Origin of the sequence: Cysteiniphilum halobium (genome assembly GCF_003574425.1) — a bacterium.
Taxonomy (GTDB): Bacteria; Pseudomonadota; Gammaproteobacteria; order Francisellales; family Francisellaceae; genus Caedibacter; species Caedibacter halobius.
The window spans coordinates 110615-129329 of record NZ_QLIU01000022.1 but is presented as its reverse complement, the minus strand read 5'-3'; the positions used below and the strand labels follow the sequence as shown (position 1 = coordinate 129329).

22 protein-coding genes are annotated in these 18715 nt (G+C 37.4%); 13 read left to right on the top strand and 9 right to left on the bottom strand.

Features of this window, described 5'->3' with window-relative positions:
- A partial coding sequence (locus tag DNK85_RS05300) for a DUF29 family protein (protein ID WP_119328531.1) occupies window positions 1-210 on the top strand: 210 nt, incomplete at its 5' end.
- Here the strand turns inward: DNK85_RS05300 and DNK85_RS05295 are convergent.
- From DNK85_RS05295 to bla, 4 genes are all read right to left on the bottom strand, one after another.
- On the bottom strand, window positions 207-1133 hold the full coding sequence (locus DNK85_RS05295; protein WP_208123138.1) for an RluA family pseudouridine synthase: 927 nt from the start codon (window positions 1131-1133) through the stop codon (window positions 207-209). The genes DNK85_RS05300 and DNK85_RS05295 overlap by 4 nt on opposite strands.
- Before the next feature lies 1 nt (window position 1134).
- Window positions 1135-2256 carry an S-(hydroxymethyl)glutathione dehydrogenase/class III alcohol dehydrogenase gene (locus tag DNK85_RS05290; protein WP_119328529.1) on the bottom strand — a complete coding sequence of 374 codons (1122 nt, stop codon included), beginning with the start codon at window positions 2254-2256 and terminating at the stop codon, window positions 1135-1137.
- A gap of 94 nt (window positions 2257-2350) precedes the next feature.
- The gene (locus DNK85_RS05285) at window positions 2351-2731 is read right to left on the bottom strand and encodes a hypothetical protein (RefSeq protein ID WP_119328528.1); all 381 of its coding nucleotides are present in this window, start codon (window positions 2729-2731) and stop codon (window positions 2351-2353) included.
- On the bottom strand, window positions 2731-3612 hold the full coding sequence (gene bla / locus DNK85_RS05280) for a class A beta-lactamase (RefSeq protein WP_119328527.1): 882 nt from the start codon (window positions 3610-3612) through the stop codon (window positions 2731-2733). The genes DNK85_RS05285 and bla overlap by 1 nt, the downstream gene beginning before the upstream one ends.
- 89 nt (window positions 3613-3701) lie before the next feature.
- On the opposite strand from bla, the gene DNK85_RS05275 reads away from it, so the two are divergent.
- On the top strand, window positions 3702-4394 hold the full coding sequence (locus DNK85_RS05275; RefSeq protein ID WP_119328526.1) for an HAD family hydrolase: 693 nt from the start codon (window positions 3702-3704) through the stop codon (window positions 4392-4394).
- Here the strand turns inward: DNK85_RS05275 and DNK85_RS05270 are convergent.
- From DNK85_RS05270 to DNK85_RS05255, 4 genes are all read right to left on the bottom strand, one after another.
- Window positions 4391-5362: an Rpn family recombination-promoting nuclease/putative transposase gene (locus DNK85_RS05270; protein ID WP_119328525.1), complete on the bottom strand. Its 972-nt coding sequence runs from the start codon at window positions 5360-5362 to the stop codon at window positions 4391-4393. The genes DNK85_RS05275 and DNK85_RS05270 overlap by 4 nt on opposite strands.
- Window positions 5363-5382: 20 nt before the next feature.
- Window positions 5383-6921: a lysine--tRNA ligase gene (lysS, locus tag DNK85_RS05265; protein WP_119328524.1), complete on the bottom strand. Its 1539-nt coding sequence runs from the start codon at window positions 6919-6921 to the stop codon at window positions 5383-5385.
- Window positions 6922-7011: 90 nt separating this feature from the next.
- A protein-coding gene (prfB, locus tag DNK85_RS05260; RefSeq protein WP_119328523.1) for a peptide chain release factor 2 occupies window positions 7012-8107 on the bottom strand; the annotation gives its coding sequence in 2 pieces (ribosomal slippage) (window positions 7012-8034 and window positions 8036-8107; 1095 coding nt in all).
- A gap of 80 nt (window positions 8108-8187) precedes the next feature.
- A complete protein-coding gene (locus DNK85_RS05255; RefSeq protein WP_268876833.1) occupies window positions 8188-8352 on the bottom strand; it encodes a D-glutamate cyclase family protein in 165 nt (54 codons plus the stop codon).
- A 282-nt stretch (window positions 8353-8634) separates the two neighbouring features.
- Here DNK85_RS05255 and DNK85_RS05250 point away from each other — a divergent pair, with 282 nt between their 5' ends.
- Window positions 8635-9360 (top strand): response regulator, encoded by a 726-nt coding sequence (locus tag DNK85_RS05250; RefSeq protein ID WP_119328521.1) that lies wholly within the window; start codon window positions 8635-8637, stop codon window positions 9358-9360.
- A 331-nt stretch (window positions 9361-9691) separates the two neighbouring features.
- Here DNK85_RS05250 and DNK85_RS05245 read toward each other — a convergent pair whose 3' ends face one another.
- Entirely contained in the window at window positions 9692-10294 is a 603-nt protein-coding gene (locus DNK85_RS05245; RefSeq protein ID WP_119328520.1) for a helix-turn-helix domain-containing protein, read from the bottom strand.
- Between the two features lie 279 nt (window positions 10295-10573).
- On the opposite strand from DNK85_RS05245, the gene DNK85_RS05240 reads away from it, so the two are divergent.
- From DNK85_RS05240 to DNK85_RS05195, 10 genes are all read left to right on the top strand, one after another.
- Window positions 10574-11161, top strand: coding sequence for a hypothetical protein (locus tag DNK85_RS05240; RefSeq protein ID WP_119328519.1), 588 nt, complete (start codon window positions 10574-10576; stop codon window positions 11159-11161).
- Between the two features lie 85 nt (window positions 11162-11246).
- Window positions 11247-11672: a hypothetical protein gene (locus DNK85_RS05235; protein WP_119328518.1), complete on the top strand. Its 426-nt coding sequence runs from the start codon at window positions 11247-11249 to the stop codon at window positions 11670-11672.
- Window positions 11673-11736: 64 nt separating this feature from the next.
- Complete coding sequence (locus tag DNK85_RS05230) at window positions 11737-12222, top strand: DotD/TraH family lipoprotein (protein WP_119328517.1); 486 nt, start codon at window positions 11737-11739, stop codon at window positions 12220-12222.
- A 2-nt stretch (window positions 12223-12224) separates the two neighbouring features.
- Complete coding sequence (locus DNK85_RS05225; RefSeq protein ID WP_119328516.1) at window positions 12225-12980, top strand: type IV secretory system conjugative DNA transfer family protein; 756 nt, start codon at window positions 12225-12227, stop codon at window positions 12978-12980.
- Window positions 12981-12989: 9 nt separating this feature from the next.
- Complete coding sequence (locus DNK85_RS05220; RefSeq protein WP_119328515.1) at window positions 12990-14111, top strand: type IV pilus twitching motility protein PilT; 1122 nt, start codon at window positions 12990-12992, stop codon at window positions 14109-14111.
- A gap of 16 nt (window positions 14112-14127) precedes the next feature.
- Window positions 14128-14385, top strand: a complete 258-nt coding sequence (gene icmT, locus DNK85_RS11765) for an IcmT/TraK family protein (RefSeq protein ID WP_119328514.1) — start codon at window positions 14128-14130, stop codon at window positions 14383-14385.
- Window positions 14378-16726: a type IV secretory system conjugative DNA transfer family protein gene (locus tag DNK85_RS05210; RefSeq protein WP_119328513.1), complete on the top strand. Its 2349-nt coding sequence runs from the start codon at window positions 14378-14380 to the stop codon at window positions 16724-16726. Before icmT ends, DNK85_RS05210 begins: the two co-directional genes overlap by 8 nt.
- Window positions 16723-17019, top strand: a complete 297-nt coding sequence (locus DNK85_RS05205) for a hypothetical protein (RefSeq protein ID WP_119328512.1) — start codon at window positions 16723-16725, stop codon at window positions 17017-17019. The genes DNK85_RS05210 and DNK85_RS05205 overlap by 4 nt, the downstream gene beginning before the upstream one ends.
- Window positions 17012-18091, top strand: coding sequence for a secretion/conjugation apparatus DotM-related subunit (locus DNK85_RS05200; RefSeq protein WP_119328511.1), 1080 nt, complete (start codon window positions 17012-17014; stop codon window positions 18089-18091). Before DNK85_RS05205 ends, DNK85_RS05200 begins: the two co-directional genes overlap by 8 nt.
- Entirely contained in the window at window positions 18078-18656 is a 579-nt protein-coding gene (locus DNK85_RS05195; RefSeq protein WP_119328510.1) for a hypothetical protein, read from the top strand. The genes DNK85_RS05200 and DNK85_RS05195 overlap by 14 nt, the downstream gene beginning before the upstream one ends.
- Window positions 18657-18715: the final 59 nt, after the last annotated feature.

The window sequence follows — 18715 nt, the reverse complement described above, 5'->3', positions numbered from 1 at the left end:
TCTGTCTTCGACCGCATAGAGGATGTTCTTGAAGACAGCCCAAGCTTATATCGCTTACTTGAAGGCTTGATGACTGAAGATAAATTATATGCTCGCGCAGTTAACCTTGCTGCTTTGGAAACAGGAATTGCTAAAAAAGCATTTCCCGAGCATTGCCCTTATACAGTAGCACAGCTCTTAAATCATGACTTTTTACCCACAGATGATTAGAGTAAACCTAAAATTTTTACACAATCGCGATCATACGGCGCTTCAAAGCGCATATCTTCCCCAGTCTTAGGATCCTTAAATGACAAACTTGCTGAGTGTAAAAACAAGCGATTAAAGCCCTTATTTATCAATACTTGGTCTTTATCGGCAATGCCGTATTTTTTATCGCAAACGATCGGGCAGTTATATGCCGCAAGATGCACGCGAATCTGATGCGTTCTACCAGTGTGCGGCATCGCTTTGACCAAAGTATATTGATCAAGTTTTTGCAAAATTCTAACACTAGTTAGCGCATCCTTGCCTTCTGTTTTATCAACACGCACCATACGCTCACCATGTGGTAGTAAGTGACGCTTTAATGGCAAGTTAATTTGTTTGACTTTATTTGACCAACTGCCATGCACTAAAGCGTGATAAGTCTTTTGCACTTCGCGCTTTTTTAAAGCTTCATGAAAATAGGTCAAGATGCTGTATTTTTTGGCAATGATCATGCAACCTGAGGTTTCCTTATCCAAGCGATGTGCTAGCTCAAACTTTTTAGCTTGAGGGCGCAGTTGACGCAAGCGCTCTATTAACCCTGAATTAACGCCTGAGCCACCGTGAACGGCAATGCCTGAGGGTTTGTTAATAATCATATAATCCGCATTCTCGAATAAAATAAGTGATTCAAGGAAAATCAGATGATCATCACTTACCTTAGCTGGTGCTTCTTCCTCAAGGATAAATGGTGGGACACGCACGATATCACCTGACTCAACACGATAAGTTTGTTTAATGCGCTTCTTATTGACGCGTAAGTCTCCTTTGCGAATCCAGCGATATATCAGGGATTTAGGTAGCTTACTAAACTGTCCAATCAGAAAATTATCAATGCGTTGACCTTTGCGATCAGCATCTACCTCGATATGTTGAACACCTGCCACCTTAGAACTCAACCACGCTACGAATACTTTCGCCTTTTGCCATTAATTCAAAAGCTTGATTAATATCTTCAATTGGCATGGTATGGGTAATGAAGTCTTCTAGCGCAAATTTTCCTGTTAAGTAATCATTTACATATTGTGGTAATTCCGAACGCCCTTTGACACCGCCAAACGCACTCCCTTTCCACACGCGACCAGTAACTAGCTGAAAAGGACGAGTAGTGATTTCTTTGCCTTGACCGGCAACACCGATAATAATGGACTCACCCCACCCTTTATGCGCACATTCTAGCGCACTTCGCATCACATCAACATTACCGATGCATTCAAATGAATAATCAACACCACCTTCGGTCATTTCAACAATCACCTCTTGAATTGGGCGCTTATGATACTTAGGGTTAACACACTCAGTTGCACCAAGCTTTTGTGCTAAAGGAAACTTATCTTCATTAATATCAATGGCAATAATGCGTTTTGCTTGGGCCATCTTTGCGCCGATAATCACAGCTAATCCAATGCCACCCAAGCCAAAGACAGCGACAATAGCACCTTTTTCAACTTTGGCAGTATTTTTGACCGCACCTATTCCCGTTGTTACGCCACAACCAAGTAAACACACCTTTTCCAACGGTGCTTGTTTATCAATTTTAGCAACGGATATCTCAGGCAACACAGTATACTCAGAAAAAGTAGAACAACCCATATAGTGATAAATGGGCTGACCATCTTTAAAAAAACGTGTTGTGCCATCAGGCATTAAGCCTTGCCCTTGTGTTATGCGAATTTTCTGACACAGGTTAGTCTTGCCTGAGAGGCAAAACTTACACGTGCCGCATTCAGGTGTATATAAAGGGATTACATGATCGCCCACGGCAACAGAGCTCACCCCCTCACCAATCGACTCAACAACACCCGCACCTTCATGCCCTAAAACACACGGAAATACCGCTTCAGGATCCTCGCCAGACAATGTGAATTTATCCGTGTGACAAACACCAGAGGCATTAATCTTAATGCGTACTTCCCCTTTTTGTGGTGGTAATACATCAATAGTTTCGATTGAAAGTGGTTTATTCGCTTGCCAAGCAACAGCTGCTTTAGATTGTATAGTATGAGACATATTGATCCTTTGTTCCTACAAAATATTAGGGTTTATTATGCGCGAAACCACTGATTCAGCCAAGGATTTCCATGTCTTTTTGCGCTATCTCTCATTAATACACCAAGCTCTTTGGATTTATATCGATAAAATCTGGTTCAGGTGTCACCTCAAATTGAATGGCATCAATGGTTTCCCTATTTTCTAACTTGGCTTTGCATACCCGATGCATACCATCCATAATTTGCCCATCAGCACACAGCAAAATAGGATAATTCAAATCAGCATTTTGAATAAGCTTCATATGCTCAATAATATTCGAGCACGTTGGTTTTTCTTCACCAAATTCATACCAATAGCACTGATCTAGCTCTTTAATTTGATCAACTTTAATCGATATTGCTTTTAGATACTGTGATTTCTTAACAAGCTTTTTAACATCCCAAATTAAAAGCTGTCCTTTAGCGGACTTTCTAAAATGATACTGTATTCTCATTAAACAGTCTGATCTAAGCAGGAATTGGTTTTACCAAGTTCAGCCACAGCAACACTCGTTGCTTTTTGGATCACAGCATCTTGTGCTTTTGCATCTTGCTTAGCCTGTGTATAGAAAACACTAATCACAATCGGTTTGCATTTGTTTGGCCATATCACACCAATATCATTCGTTGTACCATAATCACCTGTACCTGTCTTATCACCAACGATCCAAGATTTATTAACCCCTGCTCTAATACGCTTATCTCCCGTGGTATTTGTTTGCATCCATTTGATCAATAAATCGCGTTGCATCGTAGGAAGAACATCTCCTAATACAATTTTATCCAGGCTTTGTGACATGGCTTTCGCCGTTGTTGTATCTCTTTTATCTCCTGGAATTGCAGTATTTAAATAGGGTTCATAACGATCCAGCCTAAAGGTCATATCACCAATACTTCGCGCAAATTGGTTTAACTTCTTTAGTCCACCTAACTGTTTAAGCAGTAAATTTGCTGCTGTGTTATCACTTAACATTGCAGCATGACATAATGCGCTAATAGTCATACCTTTACCCAGATTTTTTTGGGTATAAGGAGAGTAAGCATTGACCATATCCTTTTGCGTGTAAACAATCTTTTTTTCAAGTAACATGGGGTCATCAACACTCTTTTTTAGCACCGCAGCTACAAGCATCAGCTTAAATGTACTACACATCGGCATGCGCTTATCGGCATGGTAATCAACTGCATGGTTATTAGATGTGTCAATAGCGCTAATGGCTAGTTGGCCACCGTATTGCTTTTCAAGTGCCTTAAAGTTATTGTGAATGCTTGCAAAGCTCACTAGTGTGACCAATGGCAAAGCAACGCCCACTATACACTTCTGTATTAATCTCATAACTTCCTCTTTTCAATTTCTATTTGACAAACTTCATAACGCGCTTATCATCATATCTACAAACTCACCGTAATACTATCCCAAATACTATGTCTGATATTGCTATTTTTGACCTTGACCACACGCTTATTTCTGTTGATTGCTCTAATGAATGGGCAAAATACCTATGTAATCAGAAGCTTGTCAACAATCCACAAACTTTTATGGCGACCAAAGAGGCTTATGATCGTGCCTATCATACCGGTGAAGTCGATATGCTTGGGTTTTGCCATTTTATTTTGCAACCTCTTATTGGGCACACTGAGAGCACATTGCAAAACATTTTAAAAGACTTTGCTCACTTTATTGTAAACAACTTTACTTACCCTGAAGCCTATCAAGCAATTAAGGAACATGTAGCAAAGAGTGATCAGATTTTATTAATATCCGCAAGCTTGATCGATTTGGTACGCCCGATTGGTCTTTTGCTTGGATTTGATCAAGAAAATATTATCGGTGTGCAAAGTATCAAAGAAAATGGCAAACTCACGGGCGGCGTTATCGAGCCACTGAGTTTTGGTATCGGCAAAGTTCACTACTATCAAAAATGGCTTCAAAAACAATCTAAAGTATTTGAGCAAAGCATTTTCTACTCTGACTCAATTAATGATGCACCATTATTAAAACTTGTTGATAAAGCAGTTTGCGTGAATCCAGACCCTAGATTAGCATTATTAGCTCATGATAATAAGTGGGAAATAAGATGCTGGCAGCAAATGGAAACGACTCATGAGTCAATTTAATGGCGTGTATTTTTGACACGCTCCTTTAGCTCAATAACATCTTTTTGATCAAGTCCTGTTATTTCACAAATATCATCAATCGCATAGCCTTTATGCAACATTTTGCATGCAGTTTCCTCTGCTTTCAAACGCGCTCCTTGCTGCATACCTTGCTGCATACCTTGCTGCATACCTTGCTGCATACCTTGCTGCATACCTTTTGCAACTCCTTGTGCTTCCCATTTTTCTGCTACTGTCATGACATCACCTCTTAGACTTGGTTTACTGTTCATTATCTTACCATAAAACTCTTCCGTTTCCATATCTGAATATTGAGACATATAACGAATCAAGACCTGCCTCGCTATATGATCATATGCTTCAATTTGGTGTACCGCAATATCCAGCTTTCCATCAATGCTATTTTCTCTAATTGCTTTTAAGATTAGCTCATAGCCAGCTATAAATCCATGCGCCAAAATTTCGCTATCACTAAATCTATTCAAATCAATAAACTGCGATCTAAAAGCATATTTTTGTGCAAGGCTCTTATTTTCGAAATAATCATTAATATCCAAGCTATAGCTAAATGGTTTACGATTAGCATAATAGATTATTGACACCACTAGAGGTAAGTTTTTCGCAGTCTTATTACGCTTCATGTAATCTAATAAATAACTTGTTTGATAATGACGCGTACGAATAACAATTGTTTCGTCATTACTCGTTTGGCTTTCAATATGCACAAACACAGCACCGGAACAGTTATCTTTGAACTTGAACAGAAAGGTTAAGTCTGACTGCTCTTTTTGCTTCAAGTTCTTCTTTTGCTGTTGACGCACATGCTCAATATTAGCCGTATCCAATTTTACCGTCTTCCAATCTATCAGATTAACCAGTTCTTGTGGCATATATTGCTGCAAGAAAGACACTGCAAAATCTCTATTTGCAATCAGATCTTTAAATACAGAATCATGTCGATTAGTCATGCCCACCCACTCGCAACTTGCTACTCAGGACGCATATGTGGGAATAAGATCACATCACGAATCGATGTGCTATTGGTGAAAAACATAACCAATCTGTCAATACCAATACCCTCGCCTGCAGTTGGTGCCAAACCATACTCTAAAGCACGGATATAATCCGCATCATAAAACATTGCTTCATCATCACCGGCATCTTTTGCAGCTACTTGCGCCTTAAAGCGCTCAGCTTGATCTTCTGCATCATTTAACTCAGAGAAACCATTAGCAATCTCGCGCCCGCCGATAAAGAACTCAAAGCGATCAGTAATAAAAGGATTATCATCATTGCGACGCGCCAATGGTGAAACCTCTGCTGGATATTCGGTAATAAAGGTTGGTTGAATCAAACGATGCTCGACCGTTTCTTCAAAAATCTCTGTTTGTACTTTACCTAAACCATAGTGTGATTCAACTTTAATACCTAGCTTTTTAGCGATTGCTACTGCTTGATCAAAGTCTGCCAACTGCGCTTTGGTAACCTCTTTATTGAAGTGTAAAATCGAGTCAAACATGCTCATGCGCACAAAGGGTTGTGCCAAATCATAGTCTTGACCTTGGTAATGAATATCAGTAGTACCTAGAACTTCTGTCGCCATCTTGCGCAGTAAATCTTCGGTTAAATCCATCAGATCTTTATAGTCAGCATACGCCTGATAAAACTCGATCATGGTGAATTCAGGATTATGACGCGTTGACAAGCCTTCATTTCTAAAGTTACGGTTAATCTCATATACCCGGTCAAAACCACCAACAACCAAACGCTTTAAGTAAAGCTCAGGTGCAATACGCAAATAAAGCGGCATATCTAGTGCATTGTGATGCGTTGCAAAAGGCTTTGCTGAAGCGCCCCCTGGAATCACATGCATCATTGGCGTTTCAACTTCCATAAAACGATGTTCATCAAAATAACGGCGAATAAATTGAATCATTTTAGAGCGCGTCTGAAAAACTTTGCGACTTTCACTATTAGTCATCAGATCAACATAGCGTTGGCGATAACGCGTTTCTTGATCAGACAACCCATGAAACTTATCAGGCAATGGGCGAATGGCTTTAGTTAACAACTTAATGCTTGTTGCATGCACCGATAGCTCACCAGTATTGGTCTTAAATAATGTCCCTTCAACACCAACGATATCACCCAAATCCCAATGTGCATTAAAGCGGTCATACTCGCCTTCGGCTAAATCATTTTTACGAATATATGCTTGAATACGACCAGACATATCTTGAAGTGTAATAAAAGACGCTTTACCCATGACACGTTTAAGCATAATGCGACCAGTAATTTTAACAATTGGCTTATCTGCCAACGCTTCTAACTCCGCTTTTTCAATTTTACCATATCTTGCTTGCAGACATGCAGCTACTGCATTAGGTTTAAAATCATTGGCAAAAGCAATGCCATTATTTGATTCAGTATGCTCTTTAAGTTTTTCTTTACGCACTTGAATTTGATTATTTTCTTCGAGTTGCGCTTCTTCTTTTGTCATTAATTGATCTTGAACTTGTTCTGTCATGGCTATTATTCCAATTTTTTTATTTTAATCTCTAAGGCCGTACTCAATACGCCCCTACGCTGTATCATGTCAATTTTAGCAACTTGGCTATCACAATCCCATTTTCAAGCTAGCTTCGATAAATTTATCTAAATCACCATCAAGCACCGCTTGTGTGTTGGTATTCTCTACTGAGGTTCTTAGATCTTTGATTCTTGATTGATCAAGTACATAAGAGCGAATCTGACTACCCCAGCCAATATCTGATTTGGATTCTTCAAGTGCTTGTTTTTCAGCATTACGTTTGTGCATCTCTAGCTCATATAGCTTTGATTTTAACTGTTTCATCGCTTGATCTTTGTTTTTATGTTGCGAGCGATCATTCTGACATTGCACGACGATGCCCGATGGCTCATGCGTAATACGCACTGCAGAATCGGTACGGTTGACGTGCTGCCCACCGGCACCTGATGCGCGATAAGTATCAATGCGCAAATCCGCGGGGTTAATCTCGATCTCGATCTCGTCACTCACCTCGGGGGAGACAAAAACCGATGCAAATGAAGTATGACGACGATTACCAGAATCAAACGGTGATTTACGCACCAAACGATGCACTCCCGTTTCAGTCCTAAGCCAACCATAGGCATATTCACCTTCAAAACGAATCGTACAACTTTTAATACCGGCAACGTCACCGTCTGAGACTTCAATCAGTTCTGTTTTCAAGCCATGCGCCTCGCCCCAGCGTAGATACATACGCATAAGCATCTGTGCCCAATCTTGCGCTTCCGTGCCTCCTGATCCAGATTGTACATCCAAAAACGCATCATTTGGATCCATTGGGTTATTAAACATGCGCATAAATTCAAGCTTGGCTAACGCAGATTCCAAATGTTCAATTTCAGTGATCACCTCTTGCAGAATACTTTCATCATCCGTCTCTTGGGCAAACTCAATCATCTCTAATGCATCAGTAATTCCTTTATCAAGGGTTATGACATTATTAACAACCACTTCAAGTGTGGTTTTTTCTTTACCTAGCATTTGCGCATTCTCTGGATCATTCCAAATTGCTGGATTTTCCAACTCCATTAATACTTCATCTAAACGTTCTTTTTTATGAGCAAAGTCAAAGATACCCCCGAAGTGTATCCAAGCGCATTGCCATCTCTTTTAATTGGGTTTTGTAGCTATTTACTTCCATTACAGAAAATTTATTTGATTGGCGTTAAAGTGATCGATATTCTAACACAAGCCTGGCTCAGCTGCGAATTGTTTTATCAGCTAATGGTAAGTGCATTCATAATAATCACTTGACAGCAAGTCTGTCACAAACATATATCCAGGACTGTGCGTAATGGCAATATCTAACTTTGCATCCATTAAAGCAAGTTGGGGGGTTACACCACAGCCCCAAAAAACAGGAATATCATCTTCCTCAATCATTATACAATCACCAAAACACAGTCAACCTCAACACTAAAAATCATTTTGCAAGTCTTTTTGCGTAAAACTCACATTTTGTCTCTTTTAGTTATATTACGTCTCAAAGCTGATTACAGCTATTGAGTTATAATTGTTTGCTCTATACACTCTGAGGCTATCTATGATGCTTTAGCGGATAAAAGCGCTTTGCAATACGAGTAAGTTTTGTGTTCTTTGTGTTTTGTTTTAACAAGTTAAGCGCCATGTTCCACTCTAAAGCATAAAATTTACTAAAAGAGCGAAATAATGCAAGAAACTATTTTAATCGTCGATGATGACAGTGAAGTTAGAAGTCTGCTATCAACCATGCTGACTCAAAATAACTTTAAAGTATATGCAGTGGCTAATGCTCATGATGCAAGTAGGCATGTTAAAAAGGATCCCCCTGATTTAATCCTACTAGATATTGATCTTCCTCTAGAGAATGGCATTGATTTCTGTAGGAAATTGCATACAAAATCACCCATCCCAACCATTATGCTCACTGCTTCCGACGATGACATTGACAGAGTGTTGTCGTATGAGGTCGGTGCAGATCATTACATAACGAAACCTTTCAACCCAAAAGTGCTAATAGCCGCAATCAAAGCGGTACTTCGGCGATCACTTGAATTACAAAACATGCAGTTAGAACAAAAACGCTCTTACTACGCTTATTTTAAAGACTGGTGCTTTAATATCAAAGAGAGGTCACTAACACACAATAATGGCATTTCTATTGAACTGACAACCAAAGAGTTTGAGGTACTACAATTACTCATCGAGCATCATGGACAACCTTTGTCCAGAGATGACCTTATTATGAAACTATATGGTAGAGAATATAATGGTTTAGATAGAAATTTGGACATGATGGTTCTCAGAATTAGACGCAAAATAGAAAATGATCCTCAATCCCCTCAAATAATTAAAACCATACATGGGACAGGATATATGTTCAGCTCACCTATTCGCTGGGAAAGCTCAAAATAACACAGTGAATAAAACACAAAGTTACAATACATAAAAATTCATTTCATTACACAGACCAAATTGATTGGATTTGTTACTCCTTACATGCAACAATGCCAACTGTTGGTTTGTTGTTTAATCACAAACTTCAGCATGTGTATGCAATACGTAATAAGGAGATATTTATGCAATCACGATTATATCAAAAACGGACTAGACACACAGATTACCCGTGCGGTGCAGAGACAATGCTCGCAGAGGGAGTTCCTCTTTCAGTTGTATCAAAGATATGTGGATTACCTGTAACCACCCTTCTGCGAATGCAGCCAGCCTGAGAACTTCTGTGTCGTAGCTAAAACTTTTCACTTAACAAATGTATTGTCAATTTATTAAGCCAGCACCCTAAATCGTAGTAACGAGTAAGGGTGACGAAATCATACAATTCAAAAAGACAATATAGATCTTGAACAATGTTTCTTACTGTAGACTCGGCACGAAATATGCGATTAGCAATCTCTAGATTATTGTGTCCTCTGCATTTTAGTGTTAATACATAAAACTTCAAAAGTGATAATTTGACGGGTTTAAAGTAATTCCAGATTGTCAGATTTTTACCATCCCAAGTTACGGGGGTCTTTGCTATTTTAAAAAAGAAACCTCTAATCTCAACTTTTTCTAAGTTGAGATATGTTCTTGTCGTAATAATTGACTCAGGGCCTTTATCGCTAAAATAAAACAACTCTTTTTGTATTGAAACGCCTTTAAGTAGACGAGCTTCTTTTTCACCCGTTGAATAGATTTTGTGAAATGGTTTTAACTCTGCTATATCTACCTCACTCTTACCGTATAATTCCTTTTCATCTTCGATCCCAAGGTAAGCCAAATACTGTTTGTTAATATTTACTAATCTGCCAAGTTTATCCTTTTCAAAAAAAGCAAATTCATGCTGCGTCATAATATTCCCCATAATGACAAAAATCTTTAAACATAATTACCTCTTTAACAGCCGCATATGGTATATGAATGATTTTATGAAAAAAAGCGTAAAACTACGTAAAAATATTTAGTATAAAAATAAGATAAAGAAACAAAATGTATCATTTTGCAAAATAAAGAAACAGACCATGCTGTTTAAGACAAAATGATGAAGTTATATCAATTCGATTGAAAGAGAATCATTTGTCGCGAAAAATTCATTTTAAGCGAAATTAAAAGCAAAAGCGCATGTGATAGCATGGATACAACAGTTACAAAGTATATCGCTAATATTATCCAAAACTTACTTGGCACAACAGGCGAAAGCGGTATGGATTTCACGGTTTTCGATTTTGTCCGTGGCATAGGCGTCATTATGGGGCTATGTATCTTATTTATTGCAATTATTCGTCTATCTAAGCATGGCAAAACACAGCAAATGTTTCGTTACTATGCGCCTTCAACTACTGTACTTATGTTTTTTGCTGGTGTTGTGTTGCTATCAATGAGTGGCTTTTTAGACATGGTTAGCATCACTTTATTCCCCCAACACGAGACACTTGATCCAATTAAAACAATCAGTGAATATGCATCCCTTGCAGAAGAAGCCCCAGATGTAGATATTGCACAAAAATATTTGATTTTTGCGCTGCTTGCAATTGTCGGTTTTATTTCTTTGATCCGCGGTATTTTTCTTCTAATTAAAGTCTCTGAAGGACAAAGAGAAGGAGGGATTGGTCAAGTTATTAGCCATCTTATTGCCGGCGTAATTGGAATGAATGCGGCGGCTTGCTTTAGCATTTTAAATAATGTTTATGATTTCGAAAAGTATTGGCATGGTGGCTAAGAATCAATACTTAAACTGCAACATCAATGGATAAATCATTTTACTCAATTTATAAAACATAAACCCAAAATAACGGAGAACTAAAATGGAGAAAATCAATCGCTCTACAATTAAAAAAGTTTGCGCAGTGGTCGCTATCTTATTTCTTACCTGTGCGGTGAGCTACGCGGCGGGTCCTACCCCTGGAGAAACAGGAGATTTCAAAGCTTGGGCAAAAGGTATCATCACTTTTTTTAGTCAAATAAAAACCTTTATTTCTATTGTTGCCACGTTAGTTGGTATGTGGTTTATATACAGCGCTATCCAACTATTTAGAAAACACCACAATCAAGGCGCACAAAGTCAAGGTGAACACATTAAAAATGGTGGAGGCCATCTGGTGCTTGGCGTTTTACTAACCTGCCTTGTCCCTGGTATTCAAATGTTTCAATCAACCATCTCCAAAAATATGGGCAATACTGATTCTGTTCAGGAATTCTCAGTTGAAAAAGATATTTTTGATAAAACGTAATAATAAAAATATATCATTAGTTTGATTGCCTTTAGATTAATTTTGTCAGGATGAAAATTTACTTATGAAAACACATTTATCAATTTTAAGTTTACTCTTACTTAGTGCATGCAGTCATATCGACAGTCATTCACCTCAAAAATATCAGCCTGAGTATCTTAATAACGTTGTTACTAATGAACTTAAAGATGCCAGTGAATCTGTACAACAATCATTGAACGAGCTTAATCGTTCAAACGCTATTCGCTATGGAAACCCAGAAATTCCTTTTGCTAATATTAAAGATCAGGCACTTTTGAAAAAATTGTCGCTTACTTATTATGGCCCTTTGGAAAATGTGCTCACTCAGATTGGTTTAGCAGTGCATTTTAAAGTGCAATATTTTGGTAAAACACCCCCATTCCCGATTATCGTAATTATTGGCCAGCTTAATGCTCCGATTGAGGATTCTGCAATTAATATTTTAAGAAACCTTGCTGTTCAAACAGCTAAACAAGCTAGTCTAAACATTAATACAGAAGCAAAAGTTATCAGTGTCAGGTATTTATAAGCATGCTTACAATCGATTTACATCAACTCGAAAATTTAACCAGCAATACTCCGATTGTTAAATATGATAGGACTCATCTCACATTAAGGCAAAAAGCAGTTAAAGAAGCTGCATTAGAATTAGGAACACAAAGCGGACTCTATGAAGGACAAAATATGATTAATAAGCGTCTTGATAAATTATCAGCAATGTTATACCAAACCTATAATTTCAATGGTTTATTACTTAATGCGCATATCTTACCACCTGTCATTGAAACAGGATACAATAAGTCCAGTATTAATACAGATAGTCGTAAAATCACACTTAATGGTCAAATCTATCATATTACAAAGCAAGCCTATTTTGTCTCTAATGTTCCGACTTGGCGAGATTATCTTATTACCAATTTTTCTAAGCCTGAAATCCCTGATCGCTCAGTATTGCCAACCAATGACCAGGAAAAAAGAATCTGGAAACTAGCACTTTACTACGGCTGGGAAAAAGGTGTTGAACAAGCTATTGATATTTTCAAACAAAACATACACGAATTAAGCAGAGATTTTCGAGGAATGCTTATGTACTATGAATTGATTAATCGCAATATGATCACCTCTCCATATGTTACAACGACAACAAAAGCAATTTTGTCTGATCGCCATAATTTAGCCATTGATAATAAAGAGGTTAATTTGGAGATTGAGCCTCAATTTCAAAATAATCCAACCCGATGGCAAGCAATGCTCAATCCATTACATGATCTTTTGCCAGCAAATTGAGGTAATTTTATGATGACTGCAATACCTACATTATTTACACATGAACCGCCTTATTTTCTACATTGTCATTATGATATGTTGCTCACTCATGCTGCAGAGAATGATATTAGCGATTTAACAATGCAAATAGATAGTCCAATTTTTGGTGTTCGCTATGGTCAGCAGATAAAACTAACAAATAGAGGGCTAAGCGGAAGTGAAATTGAAGACTTTATTAATTTGTTATATGGGAGCAATGCCGCTGCTAAAGTTCTAAGCGGAAGTGATTTAGATTTCAGTTACACGCATAGAGTAAATTTAGATAAAAAGCTAAGATTCAGAGTCAATGCCAGCCTGATCAATCAATACGAAAAACTAGGAATTCAGGTTTCTATGCGAGCACTAACAACAACACCACCACCTATAGAGGAGTTATTATTACCTGAAGGGCTTATCAATTTAAGCTTTATGAAAGAAGGTATTGTCATCGTATGCGGCGCAACCGGCTCAGGTAAATCCACGCTTTTGGCATCAATGCTCGCATTAAGAGCATCAAAAAGCACATCAGGAGAAAAAATTATTACCTTTGAATCGCCTATAGAATATATTTTGCCGTCATACACAGCAAACTCAGTTACCTCACAATCGGAAGTCCCAAGATGTTTGCCTAGTTTCGCTTATGCCATTAGAAATGCTTTAAGACGAACACCAACAGCTATCATGGTTGGCGAGTCGAGAGACAATGCAACTATCTCAGCTGTCATTGAAGCGGCACTTACCGGGCATAGCGTTTTTAGTACATTGCATAGCCAATCTGTCACGCAAGCCATCAATCGATTGCTTATGCTTTTTCCGCATGAAGAAAAGCAACGCATTTATTATGATTTCTTTAGCACGGTTGCTGCAATTATCTGGCAAACACTTGTTCCAAGTAGTAATGGCAAGAGGATTGCCTTAAGAGAATACATTATATTTGATGCAGCACTTAAAGCGAAGCTGTTATCTTCATCAAATGAGCTAGTGGCAAGTATTATCAAGCAAGCGATGGAGCAAAACCAAACCTCTCTGACCCATGATGCAACCAAATTATTGCACAAAGGATACATCAATGAACAAACTTACAATTTGTATTGTCAACCCCACCACAACTGATTAAAGAGATCTACAAATGTACAATACCCAAGCTCACTGGCGAGATTCAGGCAGAAAGCCAAAATTTTTTATTATTGAAGCACAAGTATTTATCCCAATCTTACTCTGCTTATTTCATTTTAGGATTTGGACAGTATCTTTGAGTATTGGAACTTGTATTCTCCTTTTTATACTAAACCGCTATCAAATAACGCTATGGGTATTTCTATTGAATTTACGCGAATGGTCGTTTGGTCGTGAAAAACTAACCGAAAAATATTATCCAAATGAGTAAAGGTTTAAGAGGACTCTCGCGTGCACAAGAAGCACGCCCAAGTGAAAGCGTTCGTGATACTCGAGGCTTAGTTTTTCAACTTTATGAACTTTGCTCATCACGCCTAGGAAGTATCTGCTTGATTTTGTTATCACTGATTACCTTGACTTGGCTACCACTAATCAGTGACTTGCTGTTTGTGTTTATTCTAGTTATTTTCTGGAATGCCTTTTGGCAAATACCAAAACTCCCTTTTCGTCTACCTTTAGGTGCCAAGCATCCCGATTTATCAAATAGTAATCTAGCACAAAAAAAAATATCCAAACCCTCTGGGCTCTATTTCTTTGGTAATGAAATTGCCAGCAAACAAGAAATCTGGTTTAGTGATGAGGATATGCGTACCCATGCATTAATCCTTGGATCAACAGGCTCAGGTAAAACACAAACTTTACTTTCAATCGCTTTTAATGCGCTCTCTCAAGGTTCAGGTTTTATTTATGTTGATGGGAAAGGTGATAACTCACTCTATGCTCAGGTTTTTTCAATGGCTAAATTCATGGGTCGTGAAGATGATTTACTAGTAATTAACTATATGACTGGTGCTGAAGATATCATTGGGCCACAAAAAGATATGATCTCTAACACACTTAATCCCTTTGCCTTGGGCTCTTCAAGCATGCTATCACAATTAATTGTTAGCATGATGTCCTCTTCAGATAGCGGTGGAGGTGATGGGGATATGTGGAAAGGAAGGGCGATCTCTTTTGTTGAAGCATTAATGCGTTTACTTGTTTATCTTAGAGACAAAGGTTATCTACTACTTGAGGCCAATACTATTCGTAGGTATTTTATCCTTGATGTTGTCGAAGATTTACTTCATAAACAAAAAATTCTTGATCACAATAATAATACAGTTGTCATACAAGAAAAACTTCCTGCTGACGTTACTGACCCAATGTATAACTATCTTGCAACACTACCTGGTTATCAGCAAAAAAACGTAGGCAAGCAATCTGATAAAACATATGAACAGCATGGCTACATTACGATGCAATTAACTCGTATATTCGGTTCACTTGCAGATGTTTATGCACATATTATGCGTACTAATCTTGCAGATGTTGATTTTAGTGACGTTATTCTAAATCGCCGTATTTTAGTCGTTTTATTACCCGCACTAGAGAAGTCACCAGATGAACTCTCAAATCTAGGGAAGTTGATTATTGCTTCATTAAAAGCAATGCTTGCTGCAGGATTGGGCTCAAAAATACAAGGTGAGTATAAAAAAGTTATCGAATCCAAACCCTCTAATTCTGATACACCTTTCTTATGTATTCTAGATGAGTATGGCTATTATGCTGTAGAAGGATTTGCGGTTGTTCCTGCTCAAGCACGATCACTTGGTTTCTCTGTCGTCTTTGCAGGACAAGATATACCTGCTTTCCAAAAAGCATCCAAAGAAGAGGCTGCTTCAATTTTTGCAAATACAAACATCAAGCTATGTATGAAATTAGAAGACCCTACTGAGACATGGGACTTTTTTAACAAAACCGCTGGAGAAGCCTATGTATCAACTGTTAGAAGCTATAATATGGGACAAGATGGTAACAGCTTAGGTTATAAAGACTCTAAAGAAGCAGGTATTGAGAAACGAGCCCGACTTGACCTTATGGATTTAAAAGATCAATTACCAGGTGAAGCACATGTATTTTTTAAATCAAATATTATCAGAATGCGATCGTTTTATGCTGCACCTAAAAAAACAAAATACATTGCGATCAATCACTTTCTGAAAGTTGAACCTCATAGCATTGCGTTTATTGAATCTGCCAAAATTGCATTTGGTAAGCATCACTATAAGAAACTAGATGCATTACCGTTAAGCTCAGCCTTACTCCAAGAAGGCATGGCAAATAATATGCATAACTTAAATTCAGAGGATAGGCCATTTTTAGACGATGACACTGAGCTAGGCCATCATATTTTGCAGGAAAAAGATACCCAGGTTAGAAATAATGAAAATGATACTATTAACGACCTCAACTCTATTCTAAAGGGTAGCTTGCTATTTGATGCTATTGATCTAGAAGATAAACTCAATAACGATTATTTTGATTTGACACAATCAAATATGACATTGCATTTGATCAATGCTCAAGAGTTACAAAAGCTATTTTATAAACTCAATACAATGCTAGGTATTAAGCTGAGTGAAAATAAAGTACAAATTCTTGAAAAACTTAAGCATATCAGCCAGCTTTCAAAGCAATATTCGCAGCAAAAAGCACAAATTACCTTGAAGGACTTATTTCAACAAACACCAACTAATACCAACACAACATCTAAAAAGAGCGCCAAATGATGACCTTAACCAATATCATAAAACATCTCACTCAAGAGCATCATCTGATCTTTATTGAGAATCAACAACAAAAAGATTTTGATAAATTGACTCACATAGAGATTTTTATCAAAACATTAATTTCACAAGCTGATAACAACTATCTTTATGTTTTTGATAGCTCAATGACAAAAAGTATTAGCGACACACAATTCGATCTAATACAGGTTCTATTTATTTATGACACTTTACTTAGCCTAATTGATAAGGGCGTTATCAACATTGATCAACTATTGGGGGATAATAATGACTAACTCTGCTAATAGCAGTAATGATGACGGCATGACACCAACCTATATCATTGCCATCATTTTATTGGCGCTATTATTGTTTTACTGGATTTTTCATAACCAACTGATTAGGGCAATATTTGTAGTAAAACGTTTTGAGTTGTCCATCATTATGCTTTGGGATGGACACTATGGCATGCTCATGAATTGGTGTAATCATGTATTAGAGTCAACTGTCACACTCAAACAGCTCAAATATTTAGGTTACAACATTAGCGAGGCTTTAACAGTTATTTTTTGGAGCATTGGCATAATACTTATTACCATTACCTTTTTCTTCCACCCTAATAGAAAATATCGACAAACCTTTGCAATGCAAAGCTTATCTCAATTTATTGCTCAACGTTTTAGCAAAGTTTATACGCCAAAAAATGAGACACAACCCAATATAAATCTCAGCACAGCATTAACCCCGATTGAATATTTGCAACAACATTCTTTAATCGTCGATAAGCAACTCAACCTAACAGCGCTACATAACAATTTAAGTCAACAACTTGGTAAGCATTGTGGCAATGTAGCACAGGAAAGCCTTGAAGTATCTGGATTAGCTACTGCTTTTTCCCTGTATATACTGGATAAACGTAAACAGGCTGATAAGCTTTTGAGTTATTTAAACTTCGAGTTTAGTCATCATAAAAATAGGCTTAAAAACTTTATCAACAGATATAAATTAAATCAACATTTAAATAAGTATGCGGTGGAATGTATTGCCCACGATGAAATTCAGAAAATTATAAAAGGACATCACTACACTTATACCGTGTTGTGTTCACTGTTAAACACCGCAAGAAAAGGAGGCATTGTGCCCGCTTCATCTTTTTTGTGGTTAAAAACAATTAACCGCACCCTATGGTATGCCCTAAATAATGTTGGTAGAAAAACTTTTTTCAGTGAAGGGGCTGCCATTATCTCACATTGGCAGTTTGAGCTTTCACTAAAGATGCCTTTTTCTTCACCCATGATTGATAATGTGACAAAAGCATTGCAACAAGAATATCAACTTTACGAGTCTTTACATCATGATAAATCCTGATATTAAACTAAGACTTCTGGCTTCTTCCAATAATAGTCATTCCTTTTTAAAACGTCTTAATGCTCCTAAATACAAAGATTGCAAACAAAAACTGATTGAAAAGTCGTCATATTGCCATTTCTGCCAACAACAAGACACTGAGCTTTATATCATCAATCTTGATCTTGATTATACCAATAATCATTTCAGCAATCTCGCACTTGCCTGCCATTTTTGTGCCTATGTCCAGCATTTAGATTTAAGTGCTCAATACAAACATCTAATGCAATACATTATTTACTTACCTGATACATCTCAACAGAAGCTTAATCGATATTATCATCAATGGCAGAATATGATTAAACAAAAACAGAATATTTTTGCCATTCAGGAAGCAATTTCTGAATTGTCGGAGCGATCAGAATTAATAGATAAGATTATTGGATTTAAGACAGATTTCAAAGATCAACTTGGACTATTACTGAAACCTTATAATAAGAATCATTCACTTCTATCTCACCTGCGTTGGCTACCAAGTTTTGAACTTTTAAAGCTTTTTGACCCTGCAATAATTTTTCACTCATAAATTAAAATCGCACCTATCTCACAACATCTCACCTTGTTTGAGAGATTATATTACTACTT

What these genes read in the sequence shown, in the direction of transcription:
- DNK85_RS05285 (WP_119328528.1), bottom strand. Translation starts at nt 2,731, where the DNA reads ATGAGAATACAGTATCATTTTAGAAAGTCCGCTAAAGGACAGCTTTTA.
- DNK85_RS05205 (WP_119328512.1), top strand. Translation starts at nt 16,723, where the DNA reads ATGATGACCTTAACCAATATCATAAAACATCTCACTCAAGAGCATCAT.
- bla (WP_119328527.1), bottom strand. Translation starts at nt 3,612, where the DNA reads ATGAGATTAATACAGAAGTGTATAGTGGGCGTTGCTTTGCCATTGGTC.
- DNK85_RS05195 (WP_119328510.1), top strand. Translation starts at nt 18,078, where the DNA reads ATGATAAATCCTGATATTAAACTAAGACTTCTGGCTTCTTCCAATAAT.
- DNK85_RS05290 (WP_119328529.1), bottom strand. Translation starts at nt 2,256, where the DNA reads ATGTCTCATACTATACAATCTAAAGCAGCTGTTGCTTGGCAAGCGAAT.
- DNK85_RS05210 (WP_119328513.1), top strand. Translation starts at nt 14,378, where the DNA reads ATGAGTAAAGGTTTAAGAGGACTCTCGCGTGCACAAGAAGCACGCCCA.
- DNK85_RS05275 (WP_119328526.1), top strand. Translation starts at nt 3,702, where the DNA reads ATGTCTGATATTGCTATTTTTGACCTTGACCACACGCTTATTTCTGTT.
- lysS (WP_119328524.1), bottom strand. Translation starts at nt 6,921, where the DNA reads ATGACAGAACAAGTTCAAGATCAATTAATGACAAAAGAAGAAGCGCAA.
- DNK85_RS05230 (WP_119328517.1), top strand. Translation starts at nt 11,737, where the DNA reads ATGAAAACACATTTATCAATTTTAAGTTTACTCTTACTTAGTGCATGC.
- DNK85_RS05240 (WP_119328519.1), top strand. Translation starts at nt 10,574, where the DNA reads ATGGATACAACAGTTACAAAGTATATCGCTAATATTATCCAAAACTTA.
- DNK85_RS05250 (WP_119328521.1), top strand. Translation starts at nt 8,635, where the DNA reads ATGCAAGAAACTATTTTAATCGTCGATGATGACAGTGAAGTTAGAAGT.
- DNK85_RS05200 (WP_119328511.1), top strand. Translation starts at nt 17,012, where the DNA reads ATGACTAACTCTGCTAATAGCAGTAATGATGACGGCATGACACCAACC.
- DNK85_RS05270 (WP_119328525.1), bottom strand. Translation starts at nt 5,362, where the DNA reads ATGACTAATCGACATGATTCTGTATTTAAAGATCTGATTGCAAATAGA.
- DNK85_RS05220 (WP_119328515.1), top strand. Translation starts at nt 12,990, where the DNA reads ATGATGACTGCAATACCTACATTATTTACACATGAACCGCCTTATTTT.
- DNK85_RS05225 (WP_119328516.1), top strand. Translation starts at nt 12,225, where the DNA reads ATGCTTACAATCGATTTACATCAACTCGAAAATTTAACCAGCAATACT.
- DNK85_RS05235 (WP_119328518.1), top strand. Translation starts at nt 11,247, where the DNA reads ATGGAGAAAATCAATCGCTCTACAATTAAAAAAGTTTGCGCAGTGGTC.
- icmT (WP_119328514.1), top strand. Translation starts at nt 14,128, where the DNA reads ATGTACAATACCCAAGCTCACTGGCGAGATTCAGGCAGAAAGCCAAAA.
- DNK85_RS05245 (WP_119328520.1), bottom strand. Translation starts at nt 10,294, where the DNA reads ATGACGCAGCATGAATTTGCTTTTTTTGAAAAGGATAAACTTGGCAGA.